Origin of the sequence: Pseudomonas sp. UME65 (assembly GCF_014170225.1) — a bacterium.
In the GTDB taxonomy this organism is placed as follows: Bacteria; Pseudomonadota; Gammaproteobacteria; order Pseudomonadales; family Pseudomonadaceae; genus Aquipseudomonas; species Aquipseudomonas protegens.
In genome coordinates, this window is sequence record NZ_LZZQ01000011.1 from 417,139 (window position 1) to 441,069 (window position 23,931).

The 23,931-nt window shown below is 64.7% G+C and carries 20 protein-coding genes and 3 pseudogenes; 5 read left to right on the plus strand and 18 right to left on the minus strand.

What is annotated here, in order from left to right; genetic code table 11:
- Window positions 1–27: 27 nt before the first annotated feature.
- The 6 genes from A9971_RS12910 to A9971_RS12935 are packed head-to-tail and all read right to left on the minus strand — an operon-like array spanning window position 28 to window position 4,261.
- On the minus strand, window positions 28–1,701 hold the full coding sequence (locus A9971_RS12910) for an AMP-binding protein (protein WP_053148695.1): 1,674 nt from the start codon (window positions 1,699–1,701) through the stop codon (window positions 28–30).
- A complete protein-coding gene (locus tag A9971_RS12915) occupies window positions 1,698–2,243 on the minus strand; it encodes a membrane protein (protein ID WP_011058849.1) in 546 nt (181 codons plus the stop codon). The genes A9971_RS12910 and A9971_RS12915 overlap by 4 nt, the downstream gene beginning before the upstream one ends.
- Entirely contained in the window at window positions 2,240–2,494 is a 255-nt protein-coding gene (locus A9971_RS12920; RefSeq protein ID WP_011058850.1) for an acyl carrier protein, read from the minus strand. Before A9971_RS12920 ends, A9971_RS12915 begins: the two co-directional genes overlap by 4 nt.
- A 9-nt stretch (window positions 2,495–2,503) precedes the next feature.
- Window positions 2,504–2,776: a phosphopantetheine-binding protein gene (locus A9971_RS12925; RefSeq protein WP_011058851.1), complete on the minus strand. Its 273-nt coding sequence runs from the start codon at window positions 2,774–2,776 to the stop codon at window positions 2,504–2,506.
- Window positions 2,745–3,566 (minus strand): 1-acyl-sn-glycerol-3-phosphate acyltransferase, encoded by an 822-nt coding sequence (locus A9971_RS12930; protein WP_011058852.1) that lies wholly within the window; start codon window positions 3,564–3,566, stop codon window positions 2,745–2,747. The genes A9971_RS12925 and A9971_RS12930 overlap by 32 nt, the downstream gene beginning before the upstream one ends.
- Window positions 3,542–4,261, minus strand: coding sequence for a beta-ketoacyl synthase chain length factor (locus A9971_RS12935; RefSeq protein ID WP_011058853.1), 720 nt, complete (start codon window positions 4,259–4,261; stop codon window positions 3,542–3,544). Before A9971_RS12935 ends, A9971_RS12930 begins: the two co-directional genes overlap by 25 nt.
- Before the next feature lie 345 nt (window positions 4,262–4,606).
- Between A9971_RS12935 and A9971_RS12940 the strand changes: the two genes are divergently transcribed.
- Window positions 4,607–5,377, plus strand: a complete 771-nt coding sequence (locus A9971_RS12940; RefSeq protein ID WP_011058854.1) for a ParA family protein — start codon at window positions 4,607–4,609, stop codon at window positions 5,375–5,377.
- A gap of 51 nt (window positions 5,378–5,428) precedes the next feature.
- Here the strand turns inward: A9971_RS12940 and trxC are convergent, their stop codons facing one another.
- The 11 genes and pseudogenes from trxC to A9971_RS33170 all read right to left on the minus strand — a co-directional run.
- Window positions 5,429–5,863 (minus strand): thioredoxin TrxC, encoded by a 435-nt coding sequence (gene trxC, locus A9971_RS12945; protein ID WP_169892997.1) that lies wholly within the window; start codon window positions 5,861–5,863, stop codon window positions 5,429–5,431.
- Between the two features lie 99 nt (window positions 5,864–5,962).
- A complete protein-coding gene (locus A9971_RS12950; protein ID WP_230493584.1) occupies window positions 5,963–6,913 on the minus strand; it encodes a hypothetical protein in 951 nt (316 codons plus the stop codon).
- Between the two features lie 26 nt (window positions 6,914–6,939).
- Window positions 6,940–7,884: a hypothetical protein gene (locus tag A9971_RS12955; protein WP_019095201.1), complete on the minus strand. Its 945-nt coding sequence runs from the start codon at window positions 7,882–7,884 to the stop codon at window positions 6,940–6,942.
- An 82-nt stretch (window positions 7,885–7,966) separates the two neighbouring features.
- Window positions 7,967–8,407, minus strand: a complete 441-nt coding sequence (locus A9971_RS12960) for an IgaA/UmoB family intracellular growth attenuator (RefSeq protein ID WP_183000677.1) — start codon at window positions 8,405–8,407, stop codon at window positions 7,967–7,969.
- A gap of 174 nt (window positions 8,408–8,581) precedes the next feature.
- On the minus strand, window positions 8,582–10,045 hold the full coding sequence (gene selO / locus A9971_RS12965) for a protein adenylyltransferase SelO (protein WP_183000678.1): 1,464 nt from the start codon (window positions 10,043–10,045) through the stop codon (window positions 8,582–8,584).
- A gap of 49 nt (window positions 10,046–10,094) precedes the next feature.
- Window positions 10,095–13,448, minus strand: coding sequence for a mechanosensitive channel MscK (gene mscK, locus A9971_RS12970; protein ID WP_183000679.1), 3,354 nt, complete (start codon window positions 13,446–13,448; stop codon window positions 10,095–10,097).
- Window positions 13,449–13,510: 62 nt separating this feature from the next.
- Entirely contained in the window at window positions 13,511–15,253 is a 1,743-nt protein-coding gene (locus A9971_RS12975) for a potassium/proton antiporter (protein WP_011058861.1), read from the minus strand.
- A gap of 176 nt (window positions 15,254–15,429) precedes the next feature.
- Complete coding sequence (locus A9971_RS33155) at window positions 15,430–16,302, minus strand: methyl-accepting chemotaxis protein (RefSeq protein ID WP_370059463.1); 873 nt, start codon at window positions 16,300–16,302, stop codon at window positions 15,430–15,432.
- Window positions 16,303–16,332: 30 nt separating this feature from the next.
- Window positions 16,333–17,055: pseudogene (locus A9971_RS33160) on the minus strand (MCP four helix bundle domain-containing protein); the annotation flags it as partial.
- A gap of 192 nt (window positions 17,056–17,247) precedes the next feature.
- A complete protein-coding gene (locus A9971_RS33165; protein WP_404944721.1) occupies window positions 17,248–18,120 on the minus strand; it encodes a methyl-accepting chemotaxis protein in 873 nt (290 codons plus the stop codon).
- Window positions 18,103–18,879 (minus strand): annotated as a pseudogene (locus A9971_RS33170) (MCP four helix bundle domain-containing protein); the annotation flags it as partial. The gene A9971_RS33165 and the pseudogene A9971_RS33170, both read right to left, overlap by 18 nt.
- Window positions 18,880–19,184: 305 nt before the next feature.
- On the opposite strand from A9971_RS33170, the gene A9971_RS12990 reads away from it, so the two are divergent.
- From A9971_RS12990 to A9971_RS33180, 4 genes and pseudogenes are all read left to right on the plus strand, one after another.
- Window positions 19,185–19,415, plus strand: coding sequence for a hypothetical protein (locus A9971_RS12990; protein WP_015633896.1), 231 nt, complete (start codon window positions 19,185–19,187; stop codon window positions 19,413–19,415).
- A complete protein-coding gene (locus A9971_RS12995; RefSeq protein ID WP_011058865.1) occupies window positions 19,412–19,714 on the plus strand; it encodes a cell division protein ZapA in 303 nt (100 codons plus the stop codon). The genes A9971_RS12990 and A9971_RS12995 overlap by 4 nt, the downstream gene beginning before the upstream one ends.
- 163 nt (window positions 19,715–19,877) lie before the next feature.
- Window positions 19,878–20,903: pseudogene (locus tag A9971_RS33175) on the plus strand (cache domain-containing protein); the annotation flags it as partial.
- Window positions 20,904–21,038: 135 nt separating this feature from the next.
- Window positions 21,039–21,770, plus strand: a complete 732-nt coding sequence (locus tag A9971_RS33180) for a methyl-accepting chemotaxis protein (RefSeq protein WP_370059465.1) — start codon at window positions 21,039–21,041, stop codon at window positions 21,768–21,770.
- A 156-nt stretch (window positions 21,771–21,926) separates the two neighbouring features.
- Here A9971_RS33180 and A9971_RS13005 read toward each other — a convergent pair whose 3' ends face one another.
- Complete coding sequence (locus tag A9971_RS13005) at window positions 21,927–23,729, minus strand: acyl-CoA dehydrogenase (protein WP_183000682.1); 1,803 nt, start codon at window positions 23,727–23,729, stop codon at window positions 21,927–21,929.
- Window positions 23,730–23,931 lie beyond the last annotated feature (202 nt).

The following is a 23,931-nucleotide window of genomic DNA, read 5'->3' on the forward strand; positions in this document are numbered from 1 at the left end:
CGAGTCCTGGGCGCGACGCCGTACAACTTATCCACAGCTGGCCTCCAGGACGATCCGCCCGCTGGAGCAGGGAGCCCCGTCATTGAGGTAGGCGAAATACAGTTTCTGGCGCTGGGCATCGAAACGCAGGTTCAGCTGGATGCGGTCGCCGGGGCGTACCAGTTGCTGGAACTTCAGCACTTCCATGCCGGCGAAGCGGCCCGGCAGCTCCAGCAGTTGCTGGCCCAGGGCCAGGGCCCAGTCCACCTGCACCACCCCCGGCAGCACCGGGGTCTGGGGGAAGTGCCCGCTGAAGTACGCCAGGTCCGGCGGAATGGCCAGTTGCAGCTGCCACTCCTCCTCGTGCTGCCGTTGCTCCAGCACTTCCGGGGCTTGCGGGCGTGGAGCCAGCAGCAGGGCCTGGACTTGCGCCTGGGGCAGCTTGCCCTGGCTGTTCAGCGGCAGTTGCCGCACCAGGCGCCAGCGCCGGGGCAGGGCCAGGGCTTCGCAATGCCCGGCCAGGTGCTGGCGCAGGGCCTGGGTCAGGTGGCGCCGGCCCTGGTTGCGCAGGGCATGCAGGCCGGGCTCGCTGAGCACCAGCAGGGCGCCGAGGTAGGCGCGGTTGTCTTCGATCACCCCGAGCCGCGCTTCCGCCACCCATTCGTGGCTGGCCAGGGCCTGCTCAAGCATGGGCAGGGAAATGCGTTTTTCTTCCAGCTTGACGATGCGATCCAGGCGCCCCAGCAGTTCGAAGCGCCCGTCGGCGGCGATCCGCGCGGCGTCGGCCGTGTGTTCCACATGCCCGGCCGGCAGGTAGGGCGAGGCGATCAACAGCGCGCCGTCGGCATCCTGGCTCAGCCGTACATCGGCGAAGGGCTGCCACAGGCCTGGCCCCTGGCGCCAGGCGATGCCGCCGGTTTCCGAGCTGCCGAGGATTTCCGTCGGCCATTGCTGCAGGCGCTGGTGCAGGCCGCTGGCCGCTTCGGCGGGCAAGGCTCCGCCGGAGGAGAATACCCGCCGTACCTGGCTCAGGGCCGGCCAGTCGAGGTTGTCGCCCATGCGCTTGAGCAGGGCCGGGCTCGCCACCCAGGCAAACGCCGGGCACTCGCGGCTGGCCCGTTGCAGGTCTTCGGGAAATGGCAACTGGCGGCGTACAAAAGGCCGCCCGGCGCACAGTGGCCAGAGCACGCGGAACAGCAGGCCGTAGATGTGCTGGGTGGCGACGCTGCCGATGATCCAGGCCTGGCCCAGGTCGGCGCCCCACAGGTGTTCCAGGGCGACGACCTCGTTGGCCAGTTGCCGCAGGTTCTTCTCGATGCGCTTGGGTTCGCCGCTGGAGCCGGAGGTGCACAGGCTCAACTGGCAGGTGTCCGGGTCCAGCTCGGCCGGGGCCAGGGGGCTGGCCTGCAACTGGTGCAGGGGCGTGTCCTGGTCGGTCAGCCACAGGTCGACTTCGCTCGACCAGCGCTGGCGGGTCTGGGCTTGCAGGTCGGCGGGCAACAGCACGCTGGCCCCGGCACGCCAGGCGCCGAGCAGGGCCACCGCCAGTTCCACGGCGTCTTCCAGGTGCACCGCCAGGCGCCGTACGCCACGGGCTTGCAGGGCAGCGGCCAGGCTCAGGGCCTGTTCCTGCACGGCCCCCAGGTCGATGGCCGGCGCGGCGCTGACCGCTCGCGGCGTATGTAGCTTGAGCAACAGCTGCTCAAGGGGAATCCAGTTCATCTACGGCCTCTTACCCGTTGTCGTAACAGCCATTCAATGGCAAACAGCAGGCCCATCAGCCCGTAGGCGATCAGGCCGTTGTACAACGTCCACCAGCTCAGCGGCGCCCACAGGGTCAGGGCCGCGGCGAGCATTCCGTTACAGAGGAAAAACACGCTCCAGGCGACGGTCACCTGGCGCGTATAACGTATGGCCTTTTCCGGCAATTGCGGCTCGCTGATGCGGGCCAGGCGCTCTGCCACCGGGGGGCCGTATTTCAGGCTCAGGCCGAACAGGCCGAGCATGAAGGCGCTGATCAGCACCGGGTACCAGCGCAGCAGCGCCGGGTTGTCGAACCAGGCCAGCAGCAGGCAGAACGCGATCGCCGCAATGGCCATCCACAGGCTGCCGGGGCGGCGTTCGCCGGTCAGCGCCCGGGCCAGCCACAGGCCGCCCAGCAGCAGGCCGAACTGCCACGGAGCGAAATGCTCCATGCCGAAGTACACCGCGAAGGGGTAGAGCAGGCCGGCCAGCAACAAGCCCAGGCCGATCAGCCGGCTCATGCGGCCGGCTGGACCAGACGGTAGACCGCCTCGACCACGTCGTTGACGGTGCGCACCGACTTGAATTCCTCGGCGGCGATTTTCTTGCCGGTCTGGCGCTTGATGTGGTCGATCAGGTCGACCGCATCGATGCTGTCGATTTCCAGGTCTTCGTACAGGTTGGACTCGAGGCTGACGCGCTCGGGCTCCAGTTCGAAGAGCTCGACCAGGGCATCGCGCAGGGTGTTGAAGATATCGTCACGGGTTTGCATGGTCGGTTCTCAAGCTGCCTGTTTTGCAGTGACGAACGCCGCAAGGCTCGCCACGTTGCTGAAGTGGTTGCGGGTGTCCTTGGCGTCGGCGTCGATCTTGATGCCGTACTTCTTCTGGATCGCCAGGCCCAGCTCCAGGGCATCCACCGAGTCCAGGCCGAGGCCTTCGCCGAACAGCGTCTGGTCGTTGCCGATGTCCTGGGCACTGATGTCTTCGAGGCCCAGGGCGTCGATGATCAGCAGTTTGATTTCAAGCATCAGGTCCGGGTGTGTATCGCTCATCTCTGGCGAGCTCCTTAATGAAAAAATGGTGCAAGTGCTCATTGAGCTTGCGCGAAGCCTGGGGCGCCGGGCCCTGGGCTGCAAAGGTCTGTGGGTCTATATCGGCACCGACGTGAAAACTGAAGTGCACACGGCGTTGCGGGATGCGGTACCAGGGTTCGGCCTTGGTCAGGGTGCTGGGGCTGACCCGGATCACCACCGGGGTGATGATCTTCGCACCGCGCAGGGCAATGGCCGCCGCTCCCCGATGAAAGGCCGGAGCGGCACCCGGCTGGGTGCGGGTGCCCTCGGGAAAGACGATCAGGGTCTGGCCTGCTTGCAGCGCCCCGCAGGCACTGTCGAGCATGTCCATGCTGCCGTCGTTGCTGATGTACTGGGTGGCGCGCACCGGGCCGCGGGTGAAGGGGTTGTTCCACAGGCTCTGCTTCACCACGCAGTTGGCGTCGCGGACCAGGCCGATGAGGAACACCACGTCGATCAGCGAGGGGTGGTTGGCGATGATCATCTGCCCCGGTCGCCCGAGCCGCTCGGCGCCCTGGACCTCATAGGTGAGCACGCCGCTCCTGGCCATGAAGCGGATAAACAGCCAGAACAGCCGGCTGACGGTCTTGCGCGCCCGCTGGCGCTGGCGCTGGGCGTCGCCGGGCAGGCAGGCGAGCAGGGGGAAAATCACCAGGCGCAGGCACAAACCACCTATTCCGAACAGTGCAAAGCTCAGCGCCGTGGCCGTCAGGCGCCAGTAGTAGGCATTGCGGCCCTTGGCGCTCAGTGGTTGCGTTGCCAGGTCCATACGCGATTCATCCAGGCATGTTGGCAAAAGGTCTGCGCGCCCAGCAGGGTACGCAGCAGATTCAGGGCGTGGGGCCATTGGGCCCTGGGCGTTTGACCGTCATGGCTGCCCAGGGACAACTGCCAGTCGTCGCCGGGGGTCAGCAGCAGGCCCAGGGCATAGGGAAACGGCACGTCGTCGATCCAGCTGGCATAGGCCTCGGGCGGTTGTTCCTCGGTGATCACCAGCAGTACATGGGGGGCGCCGTCGGCCAGCAGCGTGGCCGCCTCCAGCAGGCCATGCTCAAGGCCATCGCCGGCAGCGGCCAGGGCCGTCATTTCGCTGGTTTCGCCGCGCATGATCGACCACAGGCCGATCACTGCGTTGTGTACCGAGAGGCTGAACTGGGTGGGCGACAACGGTTGCTCGGCGGCCAGGTCGCTGAGAATCTCGAAGGTGCGCGGGGTTTCGCCATGCCGGGAGATGAACACCAGCGGCAGTTGTTCCAGGCCCTCGGCCAGGGGCCAGCCGACGCTGAACGCCATGCGCGCCAGGCGGCTGAGACGGCGCCGCTGCATGGCGGGGAGAAAGGACACATCGGGGGCGGCATCGCTGTTTTCAGGCAGGGCCGGTTGACGGCTCCAGGCCTGCCAGGCGTCCACGCTTTCGAGCCCAGGGGCCCACGCACGCCATTGAGCGATGTTGAACTTGATCACTTGATTTCATCCCGCCCCTGCGGGCTTCCTTGACGCGGCATATCGCTTCGATCGGCGATTGGCCTGAGTGACGCGAAGGCGTCAGTGGCGCGCATTATCCCGGTGCGACTGGCTTGTAGCAAATGCTCCTTGGCCTGTTGGTCGCAAAAGCGAAAAATCCGACGCGATGCGAGGTGTCTTTTTGCCACTATCTGAAGTCTTTCAGTCCCAGGTCGGCCTCGGGGCCGACATTGCCCGGTGTTTGTGCCAGGGCTGCGGGCAAGGAAAATCTGTGTGACAGCAAGGTAGCTAAGGGGCCGTGTGGCCTACTACACTCGGTGATCTTTGATACAGGGAGGTCTAGACATGCGGCGTGTGGTGTTCAATCAGAAAGGTGGCGTGGGCAAATCCAGTATTGCCTGCAATCTGGCGGCGGTCAGCGCCAGCGAGGGCTATCGCACCTTGCTGGTGGACCTGGATGCCCAGGCCAACTCGACCCAGTACCTCACCGGCCTGACCGGCGAGGACATTCCCATGGGCATTGCCGATTTTTTCAAGCAAACCCTGTCGTCCGGACCGTTCGCCAAGAAAAACCAGGTGGATATCTACGAGACCCCCTTCGACAACCTGCACGTGATCACGGCCACCGCCGAGCTGGCGGACCTGCAGCCCAAGCTTGAGGCCAAGCACAAGATCAACAAGCTGCGCAAATTGCTGGACGAACTGGCCGAGGATTACGACCGGATCTACCTCGATACCCCGCCGGCCCTGAATTTCTACGCGGTATCGGCGCTGATCGCCGCTGATCGTGTGCTGATACCCTTCGATTGCGACAGTTTTTCCCGTCAGGCCCTGTACGGCCTGCTGGCGGAGATCGAAGAGCTGAAGGAAGACCACAACGAGGGGCTGGAGGTCGAGGGCATCGTGGTCAATCAGTTCCAGGCCCGGGCCAGCCTGCCGCAGCAGATGCTCGACGAACTGATCAGCGAGGGCCTGCCAGTGCTGCCGGTGTACCTGGGCAGCTCGGTGCGCATGCGTGAATCCCACCAGGCCAGCATGCCGCTGATCCACCTGGACCCACGACACAAGCTGACCCAGCAATTCGTCGACCTGCACAACCTGCTGGAAAACGCCTGACCCTCAAGAGGCCATGAGCGCAGGGTTTGGCCTGCGGCTCTTGGCGCTGCGTCAAATCCCCTGGCTGCGCAGCCAGCTCAACAATTGCGGCAGTGGCAAGGCGCCGCTTTGCCGGGCTACTTCCCGACCGTTCTTGAACAGAATCAGGCTGGGGATCGAGCGAATCCCCAATTGCCCCGCCAGCTGCGGGTTGGCTTCACTGTCCAGCTTGGCCAGGCGGCACTTGCCGCTGAGCTGCACGGCGGCTTGCTGGAAGACCGGCGCAAAGGATTTGCACGGCCCGCACCAGTCTGCCCATACATCCACCAGCAACGGCAGGTCGCCCTTGATCTGGCTGGCGTAGTCGCCCTGTTTCAAGTCAAAGGGTTTGCTCAGCAAGACCTCGGCCTTGCAGCGCCCGCACTTGGGGTGGTCCCCCAGGCGCTCGGCGGGAATGCGGTTGAGGCCGTTGCAGTGCGGGCAGGGGATCAGCAGTGGGTCGGACATGGTCGGGCTCCGCAAACAGGGTAGAGCGCCTTAGATGGCGGCGCCCGGGGGCAATATCAAGTCGCAGCGGTCGGCCTGGAGCCGTTGCGGCTCCAGGGCTCATGCGCTGGGCGGGGCCAGTTCGACGCTGACCAGGCGGTCCATGGAGCGGCCGATGTAGAAGGTAAAGGGCCGCCCCAGCGCCATGGCCATGCCCTCGCACCTGCCCATGAAGCCGATGTGTTGCAACGGGGAAATCTCCCCGTCCTCGTGGTACTGCAGGCCCAGGGAGCCGACGCTGAAACCGACGCGGTCGGCCCGGCGGTCCGCTCGCGTGTCCCAGGAGGTCTTGATCGCGGACAGCTGGATGCGGTTGTCGAACAGCATCTGGTTGAGCGTGGGGTTGGCGAAAGTGATGTTGCCGAACAAGTATTGCGCCGGTTCGCGCTTGCCGTCTTTCCACTCCAGATACACGTTGTAATCCCCTGTGCCGCTACCGGCCTTGCTGCCCATCTGGCTGAACGGCATGCCCGGCGCCTGGAGGGTGGCCTGGTATTGGCAGAACGCCTCGTTGGGCGTGCCGGTGGCCGCGAGCTTGCCGCTGATCAACTCCTCCATCGAGTAATGAAACAGCACGTCGGCGTATTTCACCGGCTCCAGCGCCAGGGAGAAGCGTCGCGGCAAGGCCATGGCCCTTTTGCGGTACTCGGGGGTGGTGTATCTCCCGGTTTGCGGGGCGATCTCCAGAACGGCTTCGAAGGTGCCGGCTGCGCGTGCCTCGACAATTTCGCTGAACAGCGCTTGCAGGCGCTGGCGCTGGGGTTCGGGCACGCTGCTGTCCAGGCTGATATGCAGGGTCTTGTCGTCCTTGCGGTCCATTTCCAGGCCGATGGCGTCGGGTTCGATGCCGATCCCGGCGGCCATCTGAGTGATGGCCTCTGCGAAGTACGGCACTATCCGGGCCTGCTGGGGGTTACCCACTTCTTCCTGGAAATGCAGGGTGAGGTAGGTCTGCTTGCAGCCGGTCAGCAGCATCAGCAACAGGGCGGCAGTGGAGAGACGTCGGTTCAATGGAAATCCTGGTCGCATAGTGGCTGTTAGCGGTAGTCGACGCTGGTCAGGCGATCCAGGGTCCGGCCCATGTGAAAGGTGAACGGCCGGCCCAGGGTCTGCATCTTCTGCTCGCACAGCGCTTGCAGCTCGTCCTTGCGGGTGTCGAAGGCCAGGGCCGAGGTCAGGGTCTGGACGCCGATGGAGCCGATGACGATGGCGAATTCGTCAAGGGGCACCGGGGCGGGCCGGGTGATCTTCGAGCTGGATGGCCAGGCCTGGACGGTTTTGTGCTGCAGGAGCCGGTTCAGGTCCGGGTCATCGAAATGCACCTTGAGTGGCACCTTGGCAATGCTGCCGCCGCGGGTCAGCAAGGAGATCAGGCCGCGCTCGCTGTTGTCCTGTTCAAGGGCTTCGTAGGCGATCAGTTTCAAGGGCCTGGGCATGGCCAGGCGCGCGGTGATCTTGCAACTGACCGGGCCTTCGATTTCGCTCGCGTTGACGATGGCCTGCATGCTGTCTTCGTAGCTGCGGTCCAGCAGCATGCCGAACTCCGGCTCGAACGCCAGGGTGGCGTCGATGTTGTCCGGCAGGTCGCTGGTGCCGGAAGGGGTGACCTTGGCATGGGCGTTGTCCAGCTCCAGGCGCAGGTTCATCGAGCTGGCATTTCGCGCGCTGACGACCTGTTCGAGGATGGCCTTGAGGCTGCCCCGTTGTTCCGGGCTCAGGGAGTAGTCCACCAGGCGCAGGTGAATGACCTTGTCGTCCTCCTGGTCCCGCTCCAGGGCGATGGCGTCCGGGTCCAGGCCCTGGGCGCCGAGCGCGGTGTAAATGCTGTGTTTGTACGCCTCGTGCACCAACTGGTCGGAGTATTGCGGGCCGGCCTTGGGGTCGGAGCGCACCGACTCCTGGAAGTGCAGGGTGGCGAAGTCTTCCTTGCACCCGGCCAGCGACAGCAGCAGGGGCAACAGCAGCAGGTAGCGACGTTTCATGGCGGACTCTTGCAGGGCAGCGATGGTGGCAGGGCTCGGGGCATGGGCGAGCGGTGAAGGTGGCAGCCAGGCCGCCAGTGCGTCATTGGGCCAGGCGATGTCCGTTGAGGCCGATGACCACGGCGAACTTCTTGGCGATCACCACTTCGGCCTGGTTGTTGTCGGCCAGGAAGCTTTCCATCGGGAAGGGAAATTCCACGGGAATACCGGCGATCGACATGTGTTTCACCGACTGGACCTGCAGTTCCAGCCCGTCGCTCGCGGTGCCGCCGCTAATCAGATAGACGCTGTCGCTGATCGGCTTGTAGGACATACCGCCGCTGCCCTGGATGCGTTGCAGGCTGGCGGTCTGTTTGGCCAGCTCGTCCAGTTCGGCCTGGGTAATGCTGCGGTGCGCCTTACCGTGCAGGTGCAGGTCCTGCAGGTTCATGCGGTACTTGGCGCGGCGGCTCAGGTAGATGACGATCGACACCAGGCTGAAGACGGCCAGGGCGAGGGTGGCCAGGGTGAAGAACAGGTTCATGTGCATCCTTGCAGGTACTGGAAATCAGGGCGCGCATTATCCCTGCCCGTCAGTGGCGGGTCCATGCGCAATCCCAGGTTGAGCCAGCGCTGGACGGCAAGTGCCGGCTCAACCTGCGGCAGGTCCGCAGGTTGGCCTAGGGCTTGAAGGTATCGATGGACAGCTTCGCCCGACTCAGGACGAACAGCTGATTTCCAGGTGCTTGCCCCACTCCGGCGGGCGTTCGGCGTAGCTGTTCATGCCGGGCTGTTCCTCGAAAGGCCGGCTCAGCACCTGATGCAGGCGGCGCACTTCGCTGTAGTCCCCGGCTTCTGCGGCGTCGATGGCCTTCTGCGCTAAATAGTTGCGCAGGATGTACAGCGGGTTGACCGCGTGCATGCGCGCGCGGCGCAGGTCCTGGCCCTGGATCGGATCGCGGGCGACCCGTTCCCGGTACAGCCCGGCCCAGGCGTCGAAGCCGTTGCGATCGACGAAGTCGTCCCGCAGCCGTGCCAGCGCCTGCTCCGGGGCGTGCTCCCCCAGCCGGCGGAAGAACAGGCTGTAGTCGACGCCGCTGTTCTGCATCAGTTGCAGCAGGCGTTCCACGAGCTTCTGGTCGTCGTCCTCGGCCTGGGTGAAGCCCAGGCGCCGGCGCATCAGGTCCAGGTAGTGGGCCTGGTACAGCGGCAGGAACAGGCCCAGGCTTTCGCGCAGCGCCTCGACACTGATGAACGGGGTCAGGGCCTGGGCCAGGGCGCTGAGGTTCCACTGGCCGATGGGTACCTGGTTGCTGAAGGAGTAGCGCCCCTGATCGTCCGAGTGGTTGCAGATGAAGTGGGCGTCGAAATCGTCGAGGAAGGCGAAGGGGCCGAAGTCGAAGGTGATGCCCAGGATCGACATGTTGTCGGTGTTCATCACCCCGTGGCAGAAGCCATAGGCCTGCCATTTGGCAATCAGCTCGGCATTGCGCTCGACGATCTCGCGAAACATCGCCAGATAGGGTTCAGGCAGCTCTTGGCACTCGGGGAAATGCAGGGCCAGTACATGCTCCCCCAACTGCTTCTGCTGCTCGGGTTTCTTGGTGTAGTAGAAATACTCGAAATGGCCGAAGCGGATATGGCTCGGTGCCAGGCGCAGGACCATGGCCCCGCGCTCCTGCTTCTCGCGCCATACCGGAGTGTCCGAGCCGATCACGCACAGTGCGCGGCTGCTGGGAATGCCCAGGGCATGCAGGGCCTCGGAGGCAAGGAATTCGCGGATCGACGAGCGCAGCACCGCGCGGCCATCGCCCATGCGCGAATAGGGCGTCTGGCCGGCGCCCTTCAGGTGCAGGTCCCAGTGTTCTCCCGCCTGGTTGTAGACCTCGCCCAGCAGCAGCCCGCGGCCGTCCCCCAATTGCGGGTTGTAGGAGCCGAACTGATGCCCGGAATAGACCATCGCCCGGGGCTCGGCCTCGGCCCACAGCTTGTGCCCGCCGAACAGTTCGGCGAACACCGGGGTTTCGGCCACGGCCGGGTCCAGGTCCAGCAGCGCCATGGCGCCAGGGCTGGCGGCCACCAGCCGCGGGTGGTCGAGGGGTTCGGGCAGTACGTGGGTCGAGAAGGCGTCGCCCAGGCGGGCGAAGCGGTTGTCGAAGGTCAGTTCGTCGAGGGCTTTCAACGGCCATCTCCCAGCAGAATGTCCGAGTATTCTGCTGGGGAAAGAGGCCTTAGTCGAGTTTGCTGGCCGGCGGTTCCTGCAGCGGCTTGCCCTCGGCCACCGGGACTATGGTCTTGGCCTCGGGTTCGATGGGCACCATCTTGTATTCCTGGCCGTGGAGGTTCTTCAGGTAGACCTCCATCTGCCGGAACGAGATGTTGATGTGCTGTTTCTTGAACTCGCGGTTGATGAAGCGGTTGACTTCGTCGACCACCGGGTTGCGGTCCCCCAGCTCGCGCACGTGCATGCGCAGCTCATGGTCCAGGGTGCTTTCACCGAAGTTCAGGAAGTACACATGGGGTTCCGGCTCCTTGAGGACCCGCGGGTTCTCCCGGGCGGCCTTGAGCAGCAGTTCCTTGACCAGGTCCAGGTCCGAACCGTAGTCGACACCGAGCTTGAGGGTCACCCGGGTGATGGTGTCGGTCAGCGACCAGTTGATCAACTGCCCGGTGATGAAGGTCTGGTTGGGGACGATGATGTCCTTGCGGTCGAAGTCGGTGATGGTGGTGGCGCGGATGCGGATCTTGCTCACGGTGCCCGACAGGTTGCCGATGGTGATGGTGTCGCCGATCCGTACCGGGCGCTCGAACAGGATGATGATGCCGGAGATGAAGTTGGCGAAGATCGCCTGCATGCCGAAGCCCAGGCCCACGGACAAGGCGGCCACCAGCCATTGCAGCTTGTCCCAGCTGACCCCCAGGGTCGACAGGGTGGCGACGAAACCTATCCCGGCGATGGCGTAGGACAGCAGGGTGGTGGTGGCATAGGCGCTGCCCTGGGCCAGGTCCAGCTTGGACAGCACCAGTACCTCCAGCAGGCCAGGCAGGTTGCGCGCCAGGGCGAAGGTGATGCCGACGATGATCAGCGCGCCGATGACGTCGCCGATGCTGATGGGCACCATGCTCATGTTGGCGCCGGTGCCGCTGGTGTATTCGTAGAGGGTGACGTTGTCCAGGTAGGAGAACACCGTGATCAGGTCTGCCCATACCCAGTACAGCGCCGCCATGAAGCCGCCCAGCAGGGCCAGGCGGATCAGGCGCAGGGATTGCTCGTTGACCTTCTCGATATCCAGGGTCGGCTCTTCCACCACCGCCTCGCCGCTTTCCCCGGCTTCCTTGGCGGCCTGGCGCTTGCTCAGCGCGCGCTGGTAGGCCAGGCGCCGGGCCGCCACGCTCAGGCCGCGGACGAAGGTGGCCTCGATCACCAGCCAGAACATCAGCAGGTACAGGGTGTTGATCAGCCGGTCGCTGAGTTTCAGGGCGGTGTAGTAGTAGCCGAAGCACACGGCGATGAACAGGGCGATCGGCAGCAGGGTGAAGAGCACGCCCACGGCCTTGCGGAACAGCGAGGTGTTCTGGTGGGTCGGGCTGCTCAGCAGCAGGCGGCTCAGCAGCCAGGCCATCAGTGCATAGCAGGTCAGCACCACGGCGATGCCCAGCACGTCCTCGGCCAGGGCCGCGGGTTGGTGCTCGGCCACCGCCACCACGGCCACCAGTGCCAGGACCACCAGCCCCAGGCGGCGGACCCAGCCCTGGAGGAATTCCACCTGGGGTTTTTCCCAGCGGAAATGCAGTTCCGCCACGCCGCCGGGGGCGAGGATCCGATAGGCGGTATAGAACACCAGCCAGGCCTGGGCGATCTGCAGCAGCGCGGCGCCGAGGTTGGCGTTCTGCCCACGGGCGTCGATCTGCAGGGCGTAGCCGCACAGGGCCAGGACCAGGGTCACCGGCATCGCCAGGAGGATGTTCACCAGGATCGCCAGCGGTGTGTGCCACTGGCTGTCGCGTTTGAAATGGCCGATGTCCCTGTGCACCTTGTTCAGGCGCGCATACAGGGCCTTGCGCCGCCACAGCAGGGCGCCGAACAGCAGCGCCAGGGGCAGGAACAGCAGTGGCCGCTGGGCCAGGCCGTCGGTCAGTTCGCTGAGGCTGGAGGCCCAGGGCAGGGTAGTGACCTGGCGCTCCAGGCGCACGGGGACGCTTTGCAGCCACTCGGCGTCCAGCGGCTTGTTGCTGGGGATCCAGAACATCTGCTCGTCGAGGGTCGCTCGCAGGCTCTGGGAGGTGCTGAGCAGCTGCTTCTGGTTCAACTGCAGGGTGATGGATTCATTGAGCAGCGCGCTCAGCTCGCGGTTCAGGCGTTCCAGCAGGTCGGCGCGGGTGATGGCGAGATCGATCAGGGTCCGGCGCAGTTGTGGCGTGACCTGTTCCGGGGGTTGGTTCTTGAGCAGGTTGTCGACGTAGGTGCTGGGGCTGCCCAGCAGCTCGCGCTGTTGATTGACTTCGAACTGATAGAGGCGGATATCGGCGATTTCGTCCGCCAGGTCGCGGTCCAGTTTCAGGCGCGGCAGGGCCTGCTTCTGTTTATAGAGGATCTTCGACAGCAGCAGGCTGCCCTTGAGCACGTTGATCTGCTCGTCCAGGGCCGCATCGCTCTGGGTCACGCTGTCCAGCTGCTGCTTGGTCAGCAGGTTCTGCTGGGTCAGTTCGTTGAGGCGGTCGGTGCTTTTGAGCAGGTAGTCGGAGAGCCTGAGGTTGCTGGCGCTCTCGGTGGCCAGCAGGCTGCTGCTCCCGGCCTTCTGCGCCTCGATGGACTGCTGGGTCACGGTTTCCTGGGACTGGGCCAGGCGCTTCTGGTTGATCAGGGTCTGCAGGTCCTGGATTTCCTGCTCCAGGCGCGCGGTCTTTTCCATCAGCAGGTCATGCTGGCTACTGCCCAGATCCTGCAATTGGCTGTTGCCGGCCAGTTCCTGGCGGCGCAGGGGGATCAGCGCGTTGATCGCTGCCAGCTCGGCGTTGAGCAGGTTGCGCTGGTCGGCGCTGAGCAGCTTGCCGCCGTCCTTGCCGGATTTGAGTGCGGCGTTGATCTGCAGGATGCGCGTCTGGCTGCTGCTGATCTCCGCCTGGGCGCGCTCGGGGCGGGTCTGGGCGGTGATGTCCAGGGTATTGGCGTCGGCCAGGGCCTTTTGCAGGTCGCCCTGCAGGCTGGTGCGCTCGGTCAGCAGCTGTTCGAGCTGCGATACCGGCAATGAGCCGTAGCGCTGGATCACCGGGACCACTTTGCTGGCTTTCAGGCGGGCCAGTTCGCGCTGGTTTTCCGATGTCTGGCGCGGGGCATTGCTCAATTGCTGCTTGAGATCGCTCAGGCGCTGCTCATAGTTCTGCTTGTTGGCCAGCTGGTTCAGGGTGTTCTGCAGCAGGGTCTGCAGGGCCTTCTGGTCGGCCTCCGGCAGTTTGCGCTCGGCGATCTTGTCCAGGCTCTGCTGGACCGCCTCGACGCTGGGCGGGTCACCGCCCTGTACCGCGCCGACAGAGAGGCTCAGGCCCAGCAGGGCAACAGCGAAAAATTTACGCAGGATAGGCATAGAGGTCGGTCAAGCAAGTAGGAATAGGGGGCGCCATGCCGGGGGCTGACGCGTTCCGCAGTTTAGAGGAAGAGTCCGGGGCCGGGGCGACTTCCTTCGGGGAATCTGACGCCGACCTTGCCGATCTTGTTCCCGTCCATCACGGCCACGGTCCAGATGGTGTTGTTCCATTCCACCTGGTCGCCGACCACCGGTGCACCACCGACCTTCTGGGCGATGAAGGCGCCCAGCGGCATGTCTGCGTCCTGGCCGTCGAGCTTGAGCCCGTAGAGCGCCGAGACCGCGCCCAGCTGGGCATCGCCCTCGAGCACGAAGTCACCGAAGAAGCGCAGGTCCAGGCCGCGTTCCGGAGCCTGGCTGAAGAGTTTGCCCAGGGCCGGGAGGTTGTGTTCATGGCCGATCACGCACAGCAGATCGTCGGCTTCGAGCACCGTACTACCCGACGGATGGAGCAGTTGCTGGCCACGAAACAGTGCGGCGATGCGCGTGCCCTCGGGCATTTTCAGCTCCCGCAGGGCGGCGCCGATGCACCATTTCTCCGCCCCCAGGCGGTAGACGAACAGCTCCCACTCGCTGGTGACGTGGACCTCCAGGGCCGCCCGGGAGATCGGTGCCGGCTCCGGTGGAACCGTCACCTTCAGCCACTTGGCCACCCACGGCAGGCTGGTGCCCTGCACCAGCAGCGAGATCAGGACGATGAAGAACGCCAGGTTGAAGTACAGCTGGGCATTGGGCAGCCCGGCCATCAGCGGGAACACCGCGAGAATGATCGGTACCGCACCGCGCAGCCCGACCCAGGAAATGAAGGCCTTTTCCCGGCCATGGAAGGCCTTGAACGGCGCCAGGCCCACCAGCACCGACAGCGGTCGGGCGAACAGGATCATCCACAGCGCCAGGCCCAGGGCCGGCAGGGCGATGGGCAGCAAGTCGTGGGGGGTGACCAGCAGCCCCAGCACCAGGAACATGCCGATCTGTGCCAGCCAGGCCATGCCGTCGAGCATGTGCAGGATGCCGTGGCGGCTGCGTACCGGGCGGTTGCCGATCACCAGGCCGCACAGGTACACGGCGAGGAAGCCGCTGCCGTGCAGGGCGTTGGTCAGGGCGAACACCACCAGGCCGCCGGCCACCACCAGGATCGGGTACAGGCCGGTGGCCAGGTGGATGCGGTTGACCAGTTGCAACATCAGCCAGCCACCGCCCAGGCCGATCACCGCCCCGATGCCGAACTCGCGGATCAGGTCCGTCAGCAGGCTCCAGTGCAGGCCGGTGTGGCCGCTGGCGAGCATGTCGATCAGGGTCACGGTGAGGAACACCGCCATCGGGTCGTTGCTGCCGGATTCGATCTCCAGGCTGGCGGTGACCCGCTCGTTGAGGCCCTTGCCCCCCAGCAGCGAGAACACCGCGGCGGCGTCGGTGGAGCCGACGATGGCGCCGATCAGCAGGCCCTGGATCAGGTTGAGGTCGAACAGCCAGGCGGCTGCCATGCCGGTCAGGCCAGTGGTGATCAGCACCCCCACCGTGGCCAGGGACAGCGCCGGCCACAGGGCCACGCGGAAGCTCGCGACCCGGGTACGCAGGCCGCCGTCCAGCAGGATCACGGCCAGGGCCAGGTTGCCCACCAGGTAGGCGGTCGGGTAGTTGTCGAAGATGATGCCGCCACCGTCCACCCCGGCGGTCATGCCCACGGCCAGGATGATCACCAGGATCGGGATGCCCAGGCGCGATGAAAGTGAACTCACCAGAATGCTCGCACCTACCAGCAACGCGCCGATCAAGAACAGGCTGTTGATGGTCGTCGCATTCAAAGGCAGTACTCCAGGGCGAAAAAGGCGGGCGCAGGCTGACCATGCAGTCTGCGTGCCAGCGATTCTAACCTGTTGAAATACGCCACTGTCAAAAAGCTTTTGGCGACAGTGGCGGATTCCCCAGGTGCGAATTCCGGCGCCGTTTTACCGGCGCCATCCAGGGCTGGCGGGGTGTTTCAGAGGCGGAAGCGGGCAACCATGCCGTTGAGGTCCACGGCCAGGCGCGACAGCTCGTTGCTGGCTGCACTGGTCTGGTTGGCACCGGTGGAGGACTGCACCGACAAGTCGCGGATGTTCACCAGGTTGCGGTCCACTTCCCGGGCCACCTGGGCCTGTTCTTCAGCGGCGCTGGCGATCACCAGGTTGCGTTCGTTGATCTCGATGATGGCGCTGTTGATGGTGTCCAGGGACAGGCCGGCACCCCGGGCGATATTCAGGGTCGATTCGGCGCGTTCGGTGCTGTTGCGCATGGAATCCACGGCGTGCTCGGTGCCGCTCTGGATGCTGCCGATCATGCGTTCGATTTCGCTGGTGGACTGCTGGGTGCGGTGGGCCAGGGCGCGGACTTCGTCGGCGACCACGGCAAAACCGCGACCGGCCTCACCGGCACGGGCGGCCTCGATGGCGGCATTGAGGGCCAGCAGGTTGGTCTGGTCGGCCAGGCCGCGAATCACGTCCAGTACCTTGCCGATGTCCCGGGACTCGTTGGCCAGATCGCCGATCAGGCTGGCGGTGCCCTGCACGTCGGAACTCATGCGCTCGATGGCCGACACGGTTTCCTGCACCAGGTCGCGGCCGTCGCCGGCGGAGGCGGTGGCATTCTTCGAGGCTTCGGAGGTGCTCACCGCATTGCGCGCCACTTCTTCCACGGCGCTGGTCATTTCATTGACCGCGGTGGCGGCCTGCTCGATCTCGTTGTTCTGCTGGGTCAGGCCGCGGGCGCTTTCCTCGGTGACGCTGTTGAGCTCTTCAGCCGCCGAAGCCAACTGGGTGGCGGAACCGGAGATGCGCTGCAGGGTGTCGCGCAGTTTTTCCTGCATCTTGGCCATGGCCTGCAACAGGCGCCCGGCCTCGTCACTGCCATCGACCTTGATCGGCCGGGTCAGGTTGCCCTCGGCGATTTCCTCGGCGGCGCCCAGGGCGTTGGCGATGGGCAGGGTGATGCTGCGGGTCAGCAGCCAGGCGAAGAGGAAGGTCAGGCCAGTAGCCAGTACCAGCAGCGCCACCACCAGGTTGAAGGCCGAGGAGTACTGCTCGGCGGCTTTCTGGTTGGTGTCCACGGTCTGCTGGGTGTTGATCTCCAGCAGCCGGTTGAGCACGGTGTTCATGGCTTCGGAGTTGTTCAGCAGTTCGGTGTTGAGCAAGTTGCGCAGCTCATCCACCTGATTGTTGCGCGACAGGCTCTTCATCCGCTCTTCGATCTGCCGGTACTGGCCCAGCAACTGCACGTACTGGTCGTAGGCGGCTTTTTCCGCCGGGCTGCTGATCAGCTTTTCATAGGTCGCCTGGGCTGTGCGGATCTGCTGGTTGCGCATCTCCAGCAGTTCCACGGTCTTTTGTTGTACGTCCGGTTCGCGGTTGACCAGCAAACGGTAGGACAGCACCCGCAGGCGCAGGGTCAGTTGGGTGAATTCGTCGAGGCTCTTGATGCTCGGCACGCTGCTCAGGGTGATGTCTTCGGCGGCACCGCGGATCTTGCTCATCTGGTTCAGGGCGAACACCCCGAGGATCAGCATCAAGCCGCCGATCATGGCGAAGCCGAGGAAGGCCCGCGGAGCGATATTCATATTACGAAGGGACATGGTAGGTACCAAAAAGGGCGCATCCGTGCGGGGCTTGAGACTGACTCTACCGTGACTTATCGGTCGTACGACTAAAGTCTTGAGTCTTGCCGTGGATTAAGCCTGTCCGGTACCTGCCTGCTGGAGTTCCTTGAGCGCCACCTTACCAGCCCCACCGCTCAACGGCGGGAGCTGGAGCAGGGCGCAAGGGCTTCAGAGCTTGAATCGGGTGACCAGGTTGCTCAGGTCGACCGCCAGGCGTGACAGCTCGTTGCTGGCGGCCTGGGTCTGGTTGGCGCCGGTGGTGGACTGTACCGACAGGTCGCGGATGTTCACCAGGTTGCGGTCCACTTCCCGGGCCACCTGGGCCTGTTCTTCGGCGGCGCTGGCGATCACCAGGTTGCGTTCGTTGATTTCGCTGATGGCGCTGTTGATGGTGTCCAGGGACAGGCCGGCACCCCGGGCGATGCTCAGGGTCGATTCGGCGCGTTCGGTGCTGTTGCGCATGGAGTCCACGGCGTGCTCGGTGCCGCTCTGGATGCTGCCGATCATGCGTTCGATTTCGCTGGTGGACTGCTGGGTGCGGTGTGCCAGGGCGCGGACTTCGTCGGCGACCACGGCAAAACCGCGACCGGCCTCACCGGCCCGGGCAGCCTCGATGGCGGCATTGAGTGCCAGCAGGTTGGTCTGGTCGGCCAGGCCGCGAATCACGTCCAGTACCTTGCCGATGTCCCGGGACTCGTTGGCCAGGTCGCCGATCAGGCTGGCGGTGCCTTGCACGTCGGAGCTCATGCGCTCGATGGCCGACACGGTTTCGCGCACCAGGTCGCGGCCGTCGCCGGCGGAAGTGGTGGCGCTCTTCGAGGCTTCGGAGGTGCTCACCGCATTGCGCGCCACTTCCTCCACGGCGCTGGTCATTTCATTGACCGCGGTGGCGGCCTGTTCGATCTCGTTGTTCTGCTGGGTCAGGCCGCGGGCGCCTTCCTCGGTGACGCTGTTGAGCTCTTCGGCCGCCGACGCCAACTGATGGGCGGAGCCGGAAATACTCTGCAGGGTGTCGCGCAGCTTTTCCTGCATCGTGACCATGGCTTGCAGCAGGCGCCCGGCTTCGTCGCTGCCATCGACCGTGATGGGGCGGGTCAGGTTGCCTTCGGCGATCTCTTCGGCGGCCCTCAGGGCATTGGCGATGGGCTGGGTGATGCTGCGGATCAGGCGCCAGGCGAACAGCAGGGTCAGGGCGCTGGCCAGCACCAGCAGCCCCACCACCAGATTGAAGGCTCTGCGGTACTGAGCGGCAGCATCATCGTCGGCGACGGTGGCGTAATGGCTGTTGATCTCCACCAGTTGGTTGAGGACCGCGTTGATCTTTTCGGCGCTGTCCATCAGGTCGGTATTGAGCAGTTGTTGCATGGCCTCAAGCTGGTTGTTGTGCGACAGCTCGATCAGTTGGCTCTCCAACTGCCGGTGGTGGCTCAGCAGCGTGCTGTATTGCTCGTAGGCAAGGCGCTCCTCGGGGCTGCTGATGAGCTTCAGGTACTGGGCCCGGGCTTCTTCGATCTTCTGGTTGCGCTGGTCGATGGCATCCAGGGTCTGCTGCTGGGCCTGGGGTTCGCGGTTGAGCAGCAGCCGGTAGGCCTGGACCCGTTGGCGCAGGCTGAGCTGGGTGAATTCATCGACGCTCTTGATGCTCGGGATGGTGTCCTGGCTCATGCGCTCGGTGGCTGAGCGGATCTTGCCCATCTGATTCAGGGCGAACACCCCGAGAAACAGCATCAGGCAGCCGATCAGGGCAAATCCGAGGAAGGCCCTCGGGGCAATATTCAGGGAGCGCAGGGACATGGACATTACCTCGGGTGAGCGCTTTATTGCGCTGGCAGGATCAGGGACGTACCTGTCTATCGCGTTGAACAATGGCTTCTTGAACCGGCGGATGCAGTTTCAGAAATTTCTTATGCGTAACTGGGAAAGTTCATAAAAGTCCGAGACTCCGACGAGGCGTCAGGAACCGGAGCGCAGAATGACAGTCTCTAACAGCTCTCGCGGAAGGGTCATCGCCAGTAAAATCAAGGCTTTGCGCCTGGATAACCCTGGCATCCAGGGTGACTTTTCTTTATCGTACGCGCCCTTTGCAAAAAGCCCGGAAGATCAAAATGTTGGAAGCATCCCTCAGCCAATTGGAACAGCTGGTCAGCGACCTGGTGGTACAGAACCAGGAACTGCTCGGTACGAACGCAGCCCTCAAGGAACAACTGGACCAGGCCAAGGATGAAAACGAAAGCCTGCAACTGAGCCTGATGGAGCAGGAAGAAAAGCAAGGCGCCACCGCTGCCCGCATCCAGGCGCTGGTTGAGCGTGTCAGCGCGAGCCCGGCCAATCCATGAGACATCACATCGATGGAGTGAAGGTCGTTTCGATCCTGGGGGAGGATTACTCGATCAAGGCGCCGGCCGGGGAAGAACAGACCCTGATGGACGCTGCGCTGATGCTCAAGGCGGCCCTGGCCGACACCAAGAAGAAGTACCCGACGCTGATCGGCGAGCGCCTGCTGGTGCTGGCGGCGATGAACCTGTGCTCGCAGCAGATCGAGATGCAGAAGCGCCATGCCCAGGAACTGGAGCGCTATCAAGAGCAAGTGAGCGCCACTGTCGAGGTCATCGCCAAGACCATTCAACAGAACTGACGGAACTGCACACAGCCGCAGGGTTATATGTTGGACAAACATAACTAATGTTTGTATACAACCTTCCGCGGCTGGCGCGACATTTCAGCCTCTTATACCAATAAGAAAGAGGTGTTCCATGCAATTCTGGCGACGCAGTATTCAATGGCAACTGGTCCTCAGCATGGGCTCGGCCCTGCTGGTCAGCCTGCTGGTGGTGGTGGCGGTCTACACCGTGGTGATCAACCACCTGACCCAGAACTACCTGGTGGACAAGGCGCTGCCTTCGAGCATCGAAGCCATGCGCAACGATATCGAGCGCATCCTCGCCCAGCCGCTGACGGTCGCCCGGGACATTGCCAGCAACGGCATGCTGCGCGATTGGCTGGCAGGCGGCGAGGATCCGGCCCAGGCCCAGGTGTTCGTCGACTACCTGGAAGGCATCCGCGCCGAAAATCAGGCCTTCACCACCTTGATGGTGGGCACCGCGACCAACCACTACTACAACGAGAAGGGGCTGGATCGCACCCTCAGCCGTTCCAATCCCAAGGACGCCTGGTTCTACAGCTTCATCGACAGCGACAAGCCGCGGCTGCTCAACATCGACACCGATGTGGCCACCGGCGAGTTGGCGATGTTCATCGACATGCGGGTAAAGAAGGACGGCAAGCTGGTGGGGGTGGCCGGGCTCGGGCTGAAGATGCAGGCGCTGTCGCAATTGATCCATGACTTCAGCTTCGGCGAGCGCGGCAAGGTCTATCTGGTGCGCGCCGACGGATTGATCCAGGTTCACCCCGAGGCGCAGTTCAGCGGCAAGCGGCACCTGTCCGAGCAGATCGGCGAGTCGGCCGCCCAGGCGGTCATGGGGCACGAGGGGCTGGCCAGCAGCCGGTTCGTGCGCGACGGCGAAGACTTTGTGGCCCTGAGCCTGCCACTGCGGGGCATGGGGTGGTCGCTGGTGGCCGAGGTGCCCGAAGCGCAGATCTACGCCGATGCCCGGCAAACCTTGTGGCTGACCACCGGCATCGGCCTGGCTATCGCCCTGGTCTGCCTGTTGCTGGTGATCTGGCTGGCTCGCGGCCTGGTGCGGCCGGTGCGTCAGGTGACCGCCGGGCTGGTAGCCATCGGCAGCGGTGGTGGCGACCTGACCCTGCGCCTGGATGCCAGCCGGGCCGACGAGCTGGGGGACCTGGCCCGGGGCTTCAATCGTTTTCTCGACAGCCAGCACGGCATGATCGGCGAAGTGCTGGCCACCACCGAGCGTCTGCGCTCATCCGTGGGGCAGGTGGCGGCGGTGGTGGAGAACACTGCCGAGCGCTCGGGGCGGCAGCAGGAAATGACCGACATGGTGGCCACGGCCGTGCACCAGATGGGGCTGACCGTCCAGGACATCGCGCGCAATGCCGGGCAGGCGGCCGATGCGTCCCAGGCGGCCCGGGATGAGGCCCAGCTGGCCCAGGGGGTGGTGGACGGCTCGATCCGGCACATCGAAAGCATGTCCGGGGAAATTGCCCTGGCCGCCAGCGCTGTCAGTGAACTGGCGCATCAGGTGGCCTCCATCGATCAGGTATTGGCGGTGATCCGCGGGGTCTCCGAGCAGACCAACCTGCTGGCCCTCAATGCGGCTATCGAGGCAGCCCGTGCCGGGGAAATGGGCCGAGGCTTTGCCGTGGTGGCGGACGAAGTGCGGACCCTGGCCCAGCGCACCCAGGCTTCCACCGACGAGATCCAGCAGATGATCCAGAGCCTCAAGCAGGGCGCGGAGAATGCCGTGGCCTCCATGCATGCCGGGCAGTCGGCCACGGGTACCGGGGTGCAGTCCAGCCAGCAGACCGGGGCTTCGCTGACAGCGATTACCGGGCAGGTTGAGCACATCAGCGACATGAACCAGCAAGTGGCCACCGCCACCGAGGAGCAGTCGGCGGTGACCGAAGAGATCAACCGCAATGTCCAGGGCATCTCCGATCTGGCCCGGGCCACCGCGGCCGAAGTCCAGGCCTGTCGTGAAGACTGCCGGACCCTGCAGCGCCTCTCCGAGGACCTGGCCCGACAGGTGGGCGGCTTCAAGCTGCACTGACCACCCGCCGCGGTGCGTCAGGCCGGGCGCCTTCGCCGGCAAGCCGGCTCCTACGGGGAGCAATGGCGCCTGGTGTAGGAGCTGGCTTGCCAGCGAGCCATGCGCCGCGGTGCGTCAGGCCGGGCGCTTTCGTCGGCAGCCCGCTCCTGGGTGGCCTCAGAACCAGGCGTCCTGCATGCTCAGGCAGGTATCGTCCCGCGCTTCCAGCAGTGCCAGCTCGTGCTGGCAGCCTGGCACTTCCCAGGTCAGGAAGTAGCGCGCGGCCTGCAACTTGCCCAGGTAGAAATCCCGATCCGCCGCCACTGCTCGCGCCAGTCCTTCCTCGGCCCGGATGGCCTGTTCCAGCCAGCGCCAGCCGATCACCGCATGGCCGAAGGCTTTCAGATACAGCGCCGAGTTGGCCAGGGTGCCGGTGACCTTGCCGCTGGCCAGGTCACCCAGCAACCCCAGCGTCACGCTTTGCAGGCGCGTTACCAGTTGTTCCAGGGGCAGGCGCAGGGCGTCCAGTGATTGATGGGCGCGGGCCCGCTCGCCGGTCTCGGCAATCAGCCGTACCAGGCGCTTGAGCCCGGCGCCGCCGTTCTGCGCCAGCTTGCGTCCCAGCAGGTCCAGGGACTGGATGCCGTGGGTGCCTTCGTGAATCGGGTTCAGGCGGTTGTCGCGGTAGTACTGCTCCACCGGGTACTCCCGGGTATAGCCGTGGCCGCCGAGAATCTGGATCGCCAGTTCGTTGGCCTTCAGGCAGAACTCTGAAGGCCAGGACTTGACGATCGGGGTCAGCAAGTCCAGCAGTTCGTGGGCCTGCTGGCGCTCGGCCGCATCGGCCAGGGTGGTGGTGTCGTCGAACAGCCGCGCCGAGTATAGCCCCAGGTCGAAGGCGCCTTCGACGTAGGCCTTCTGGGTCAGCAACATGCGCCGCACATCGGCGTGCTGGATGATCGCCACCGGCGCGGTGCTCGGGTCCTTGCTGTCCGGCAGGCGACCTTGCGGGCGTTCGCGGGCGTATTCCAGGGAGTACAGGTAGCCGGCGTAGCCGAGCATCACCGCCCCCATGCCGACGCCGATCCGTGCCTCGTTCATCATCTGGAACATGTAGCTCAGGCCGTGATGGGGCTTGCCCACCAGATACCCCACGCACTGGCCGTTATCGCCGAAGTTCAGTGCGGTGGAGGTGGTGCCGCGCCAGCCCATCTTGTGGAACAGCCCGGCCAGCAGCACATCGTTGCGCGGCCCCAGGCTGCCGTCGTCGTTGACCAGGAACTTGGGCACGATAAACAGCGAAATGCCCTTCACCCCGGGCGGCGCGTCCGGCAGCTTGGCCAGGACCATGTGCACGATGTTTTCCGACAGCGGGTGGTCGCCGCCGGAAATGAAGATCTTGTTGCCCTTGAGCCGGTAGCTGCCGTCGGCGGCCGGTTCGGCACGGGTGCGGATATCCGATAGCGACGAGCCGGCATGGGGCTCGGTCAGGGCCATGGTGCCGAAGAAGCGACCGTCGATCATCGGCTGCAGGAAGCGTTGTTTCTGTTCTTCGGTGCCGAAGCTCTCGATCAGGTTGGCGGCGCCCATGGTCAGGAACGGGTAGGAGGTCGAGGCCGCGTTGGCCGCCTGGAAGTGGGCGAAGCAGGCCTGGGACAGCAGGGTTGGCAGTTGCATGCCGCCGGCCTCGAAACTGCGGGCGGCATTCAGGAAGCCGGCTTCGAGGAACGCATCCACCGCCGGTTTCACTTCGGGGATCAGCACCGCCTGGCCGTCTTCGTAGCGTGGCTCGTGCTCATCGCCCTTGCGGTTGTGCGGGGCGAAGAACTTCTCGGCGATGCTGCGGGCGGTGCCCAGGGCGGCGTCGAAGGTTTCCCGGTTGTGCTCGGCAAACCGCTCGCGCTGGGTCAGGCCCTCGGCGTCGAGTACCTCATACAGTTCGAAGGCCAGATTGCGGGAACTGAGCAGCGTCTCGGACATGGCGGCATACCTGTGGGATAGGGAATGGGCCGAGTCTAGGCGCGTGAATGAAGGCTGGATAGCAAGATTGATGTGGGTGATAAAGATGCCAAACAGGCACAGCCCCTGTCGCCGCTGCCGAAGGCTGGGATTAGTCCCGCAGGAACTTCGGCGGCAATGAAATCGCTACGGCCGTTCCGGCCGATCGCAGCCTGCGGCAGCG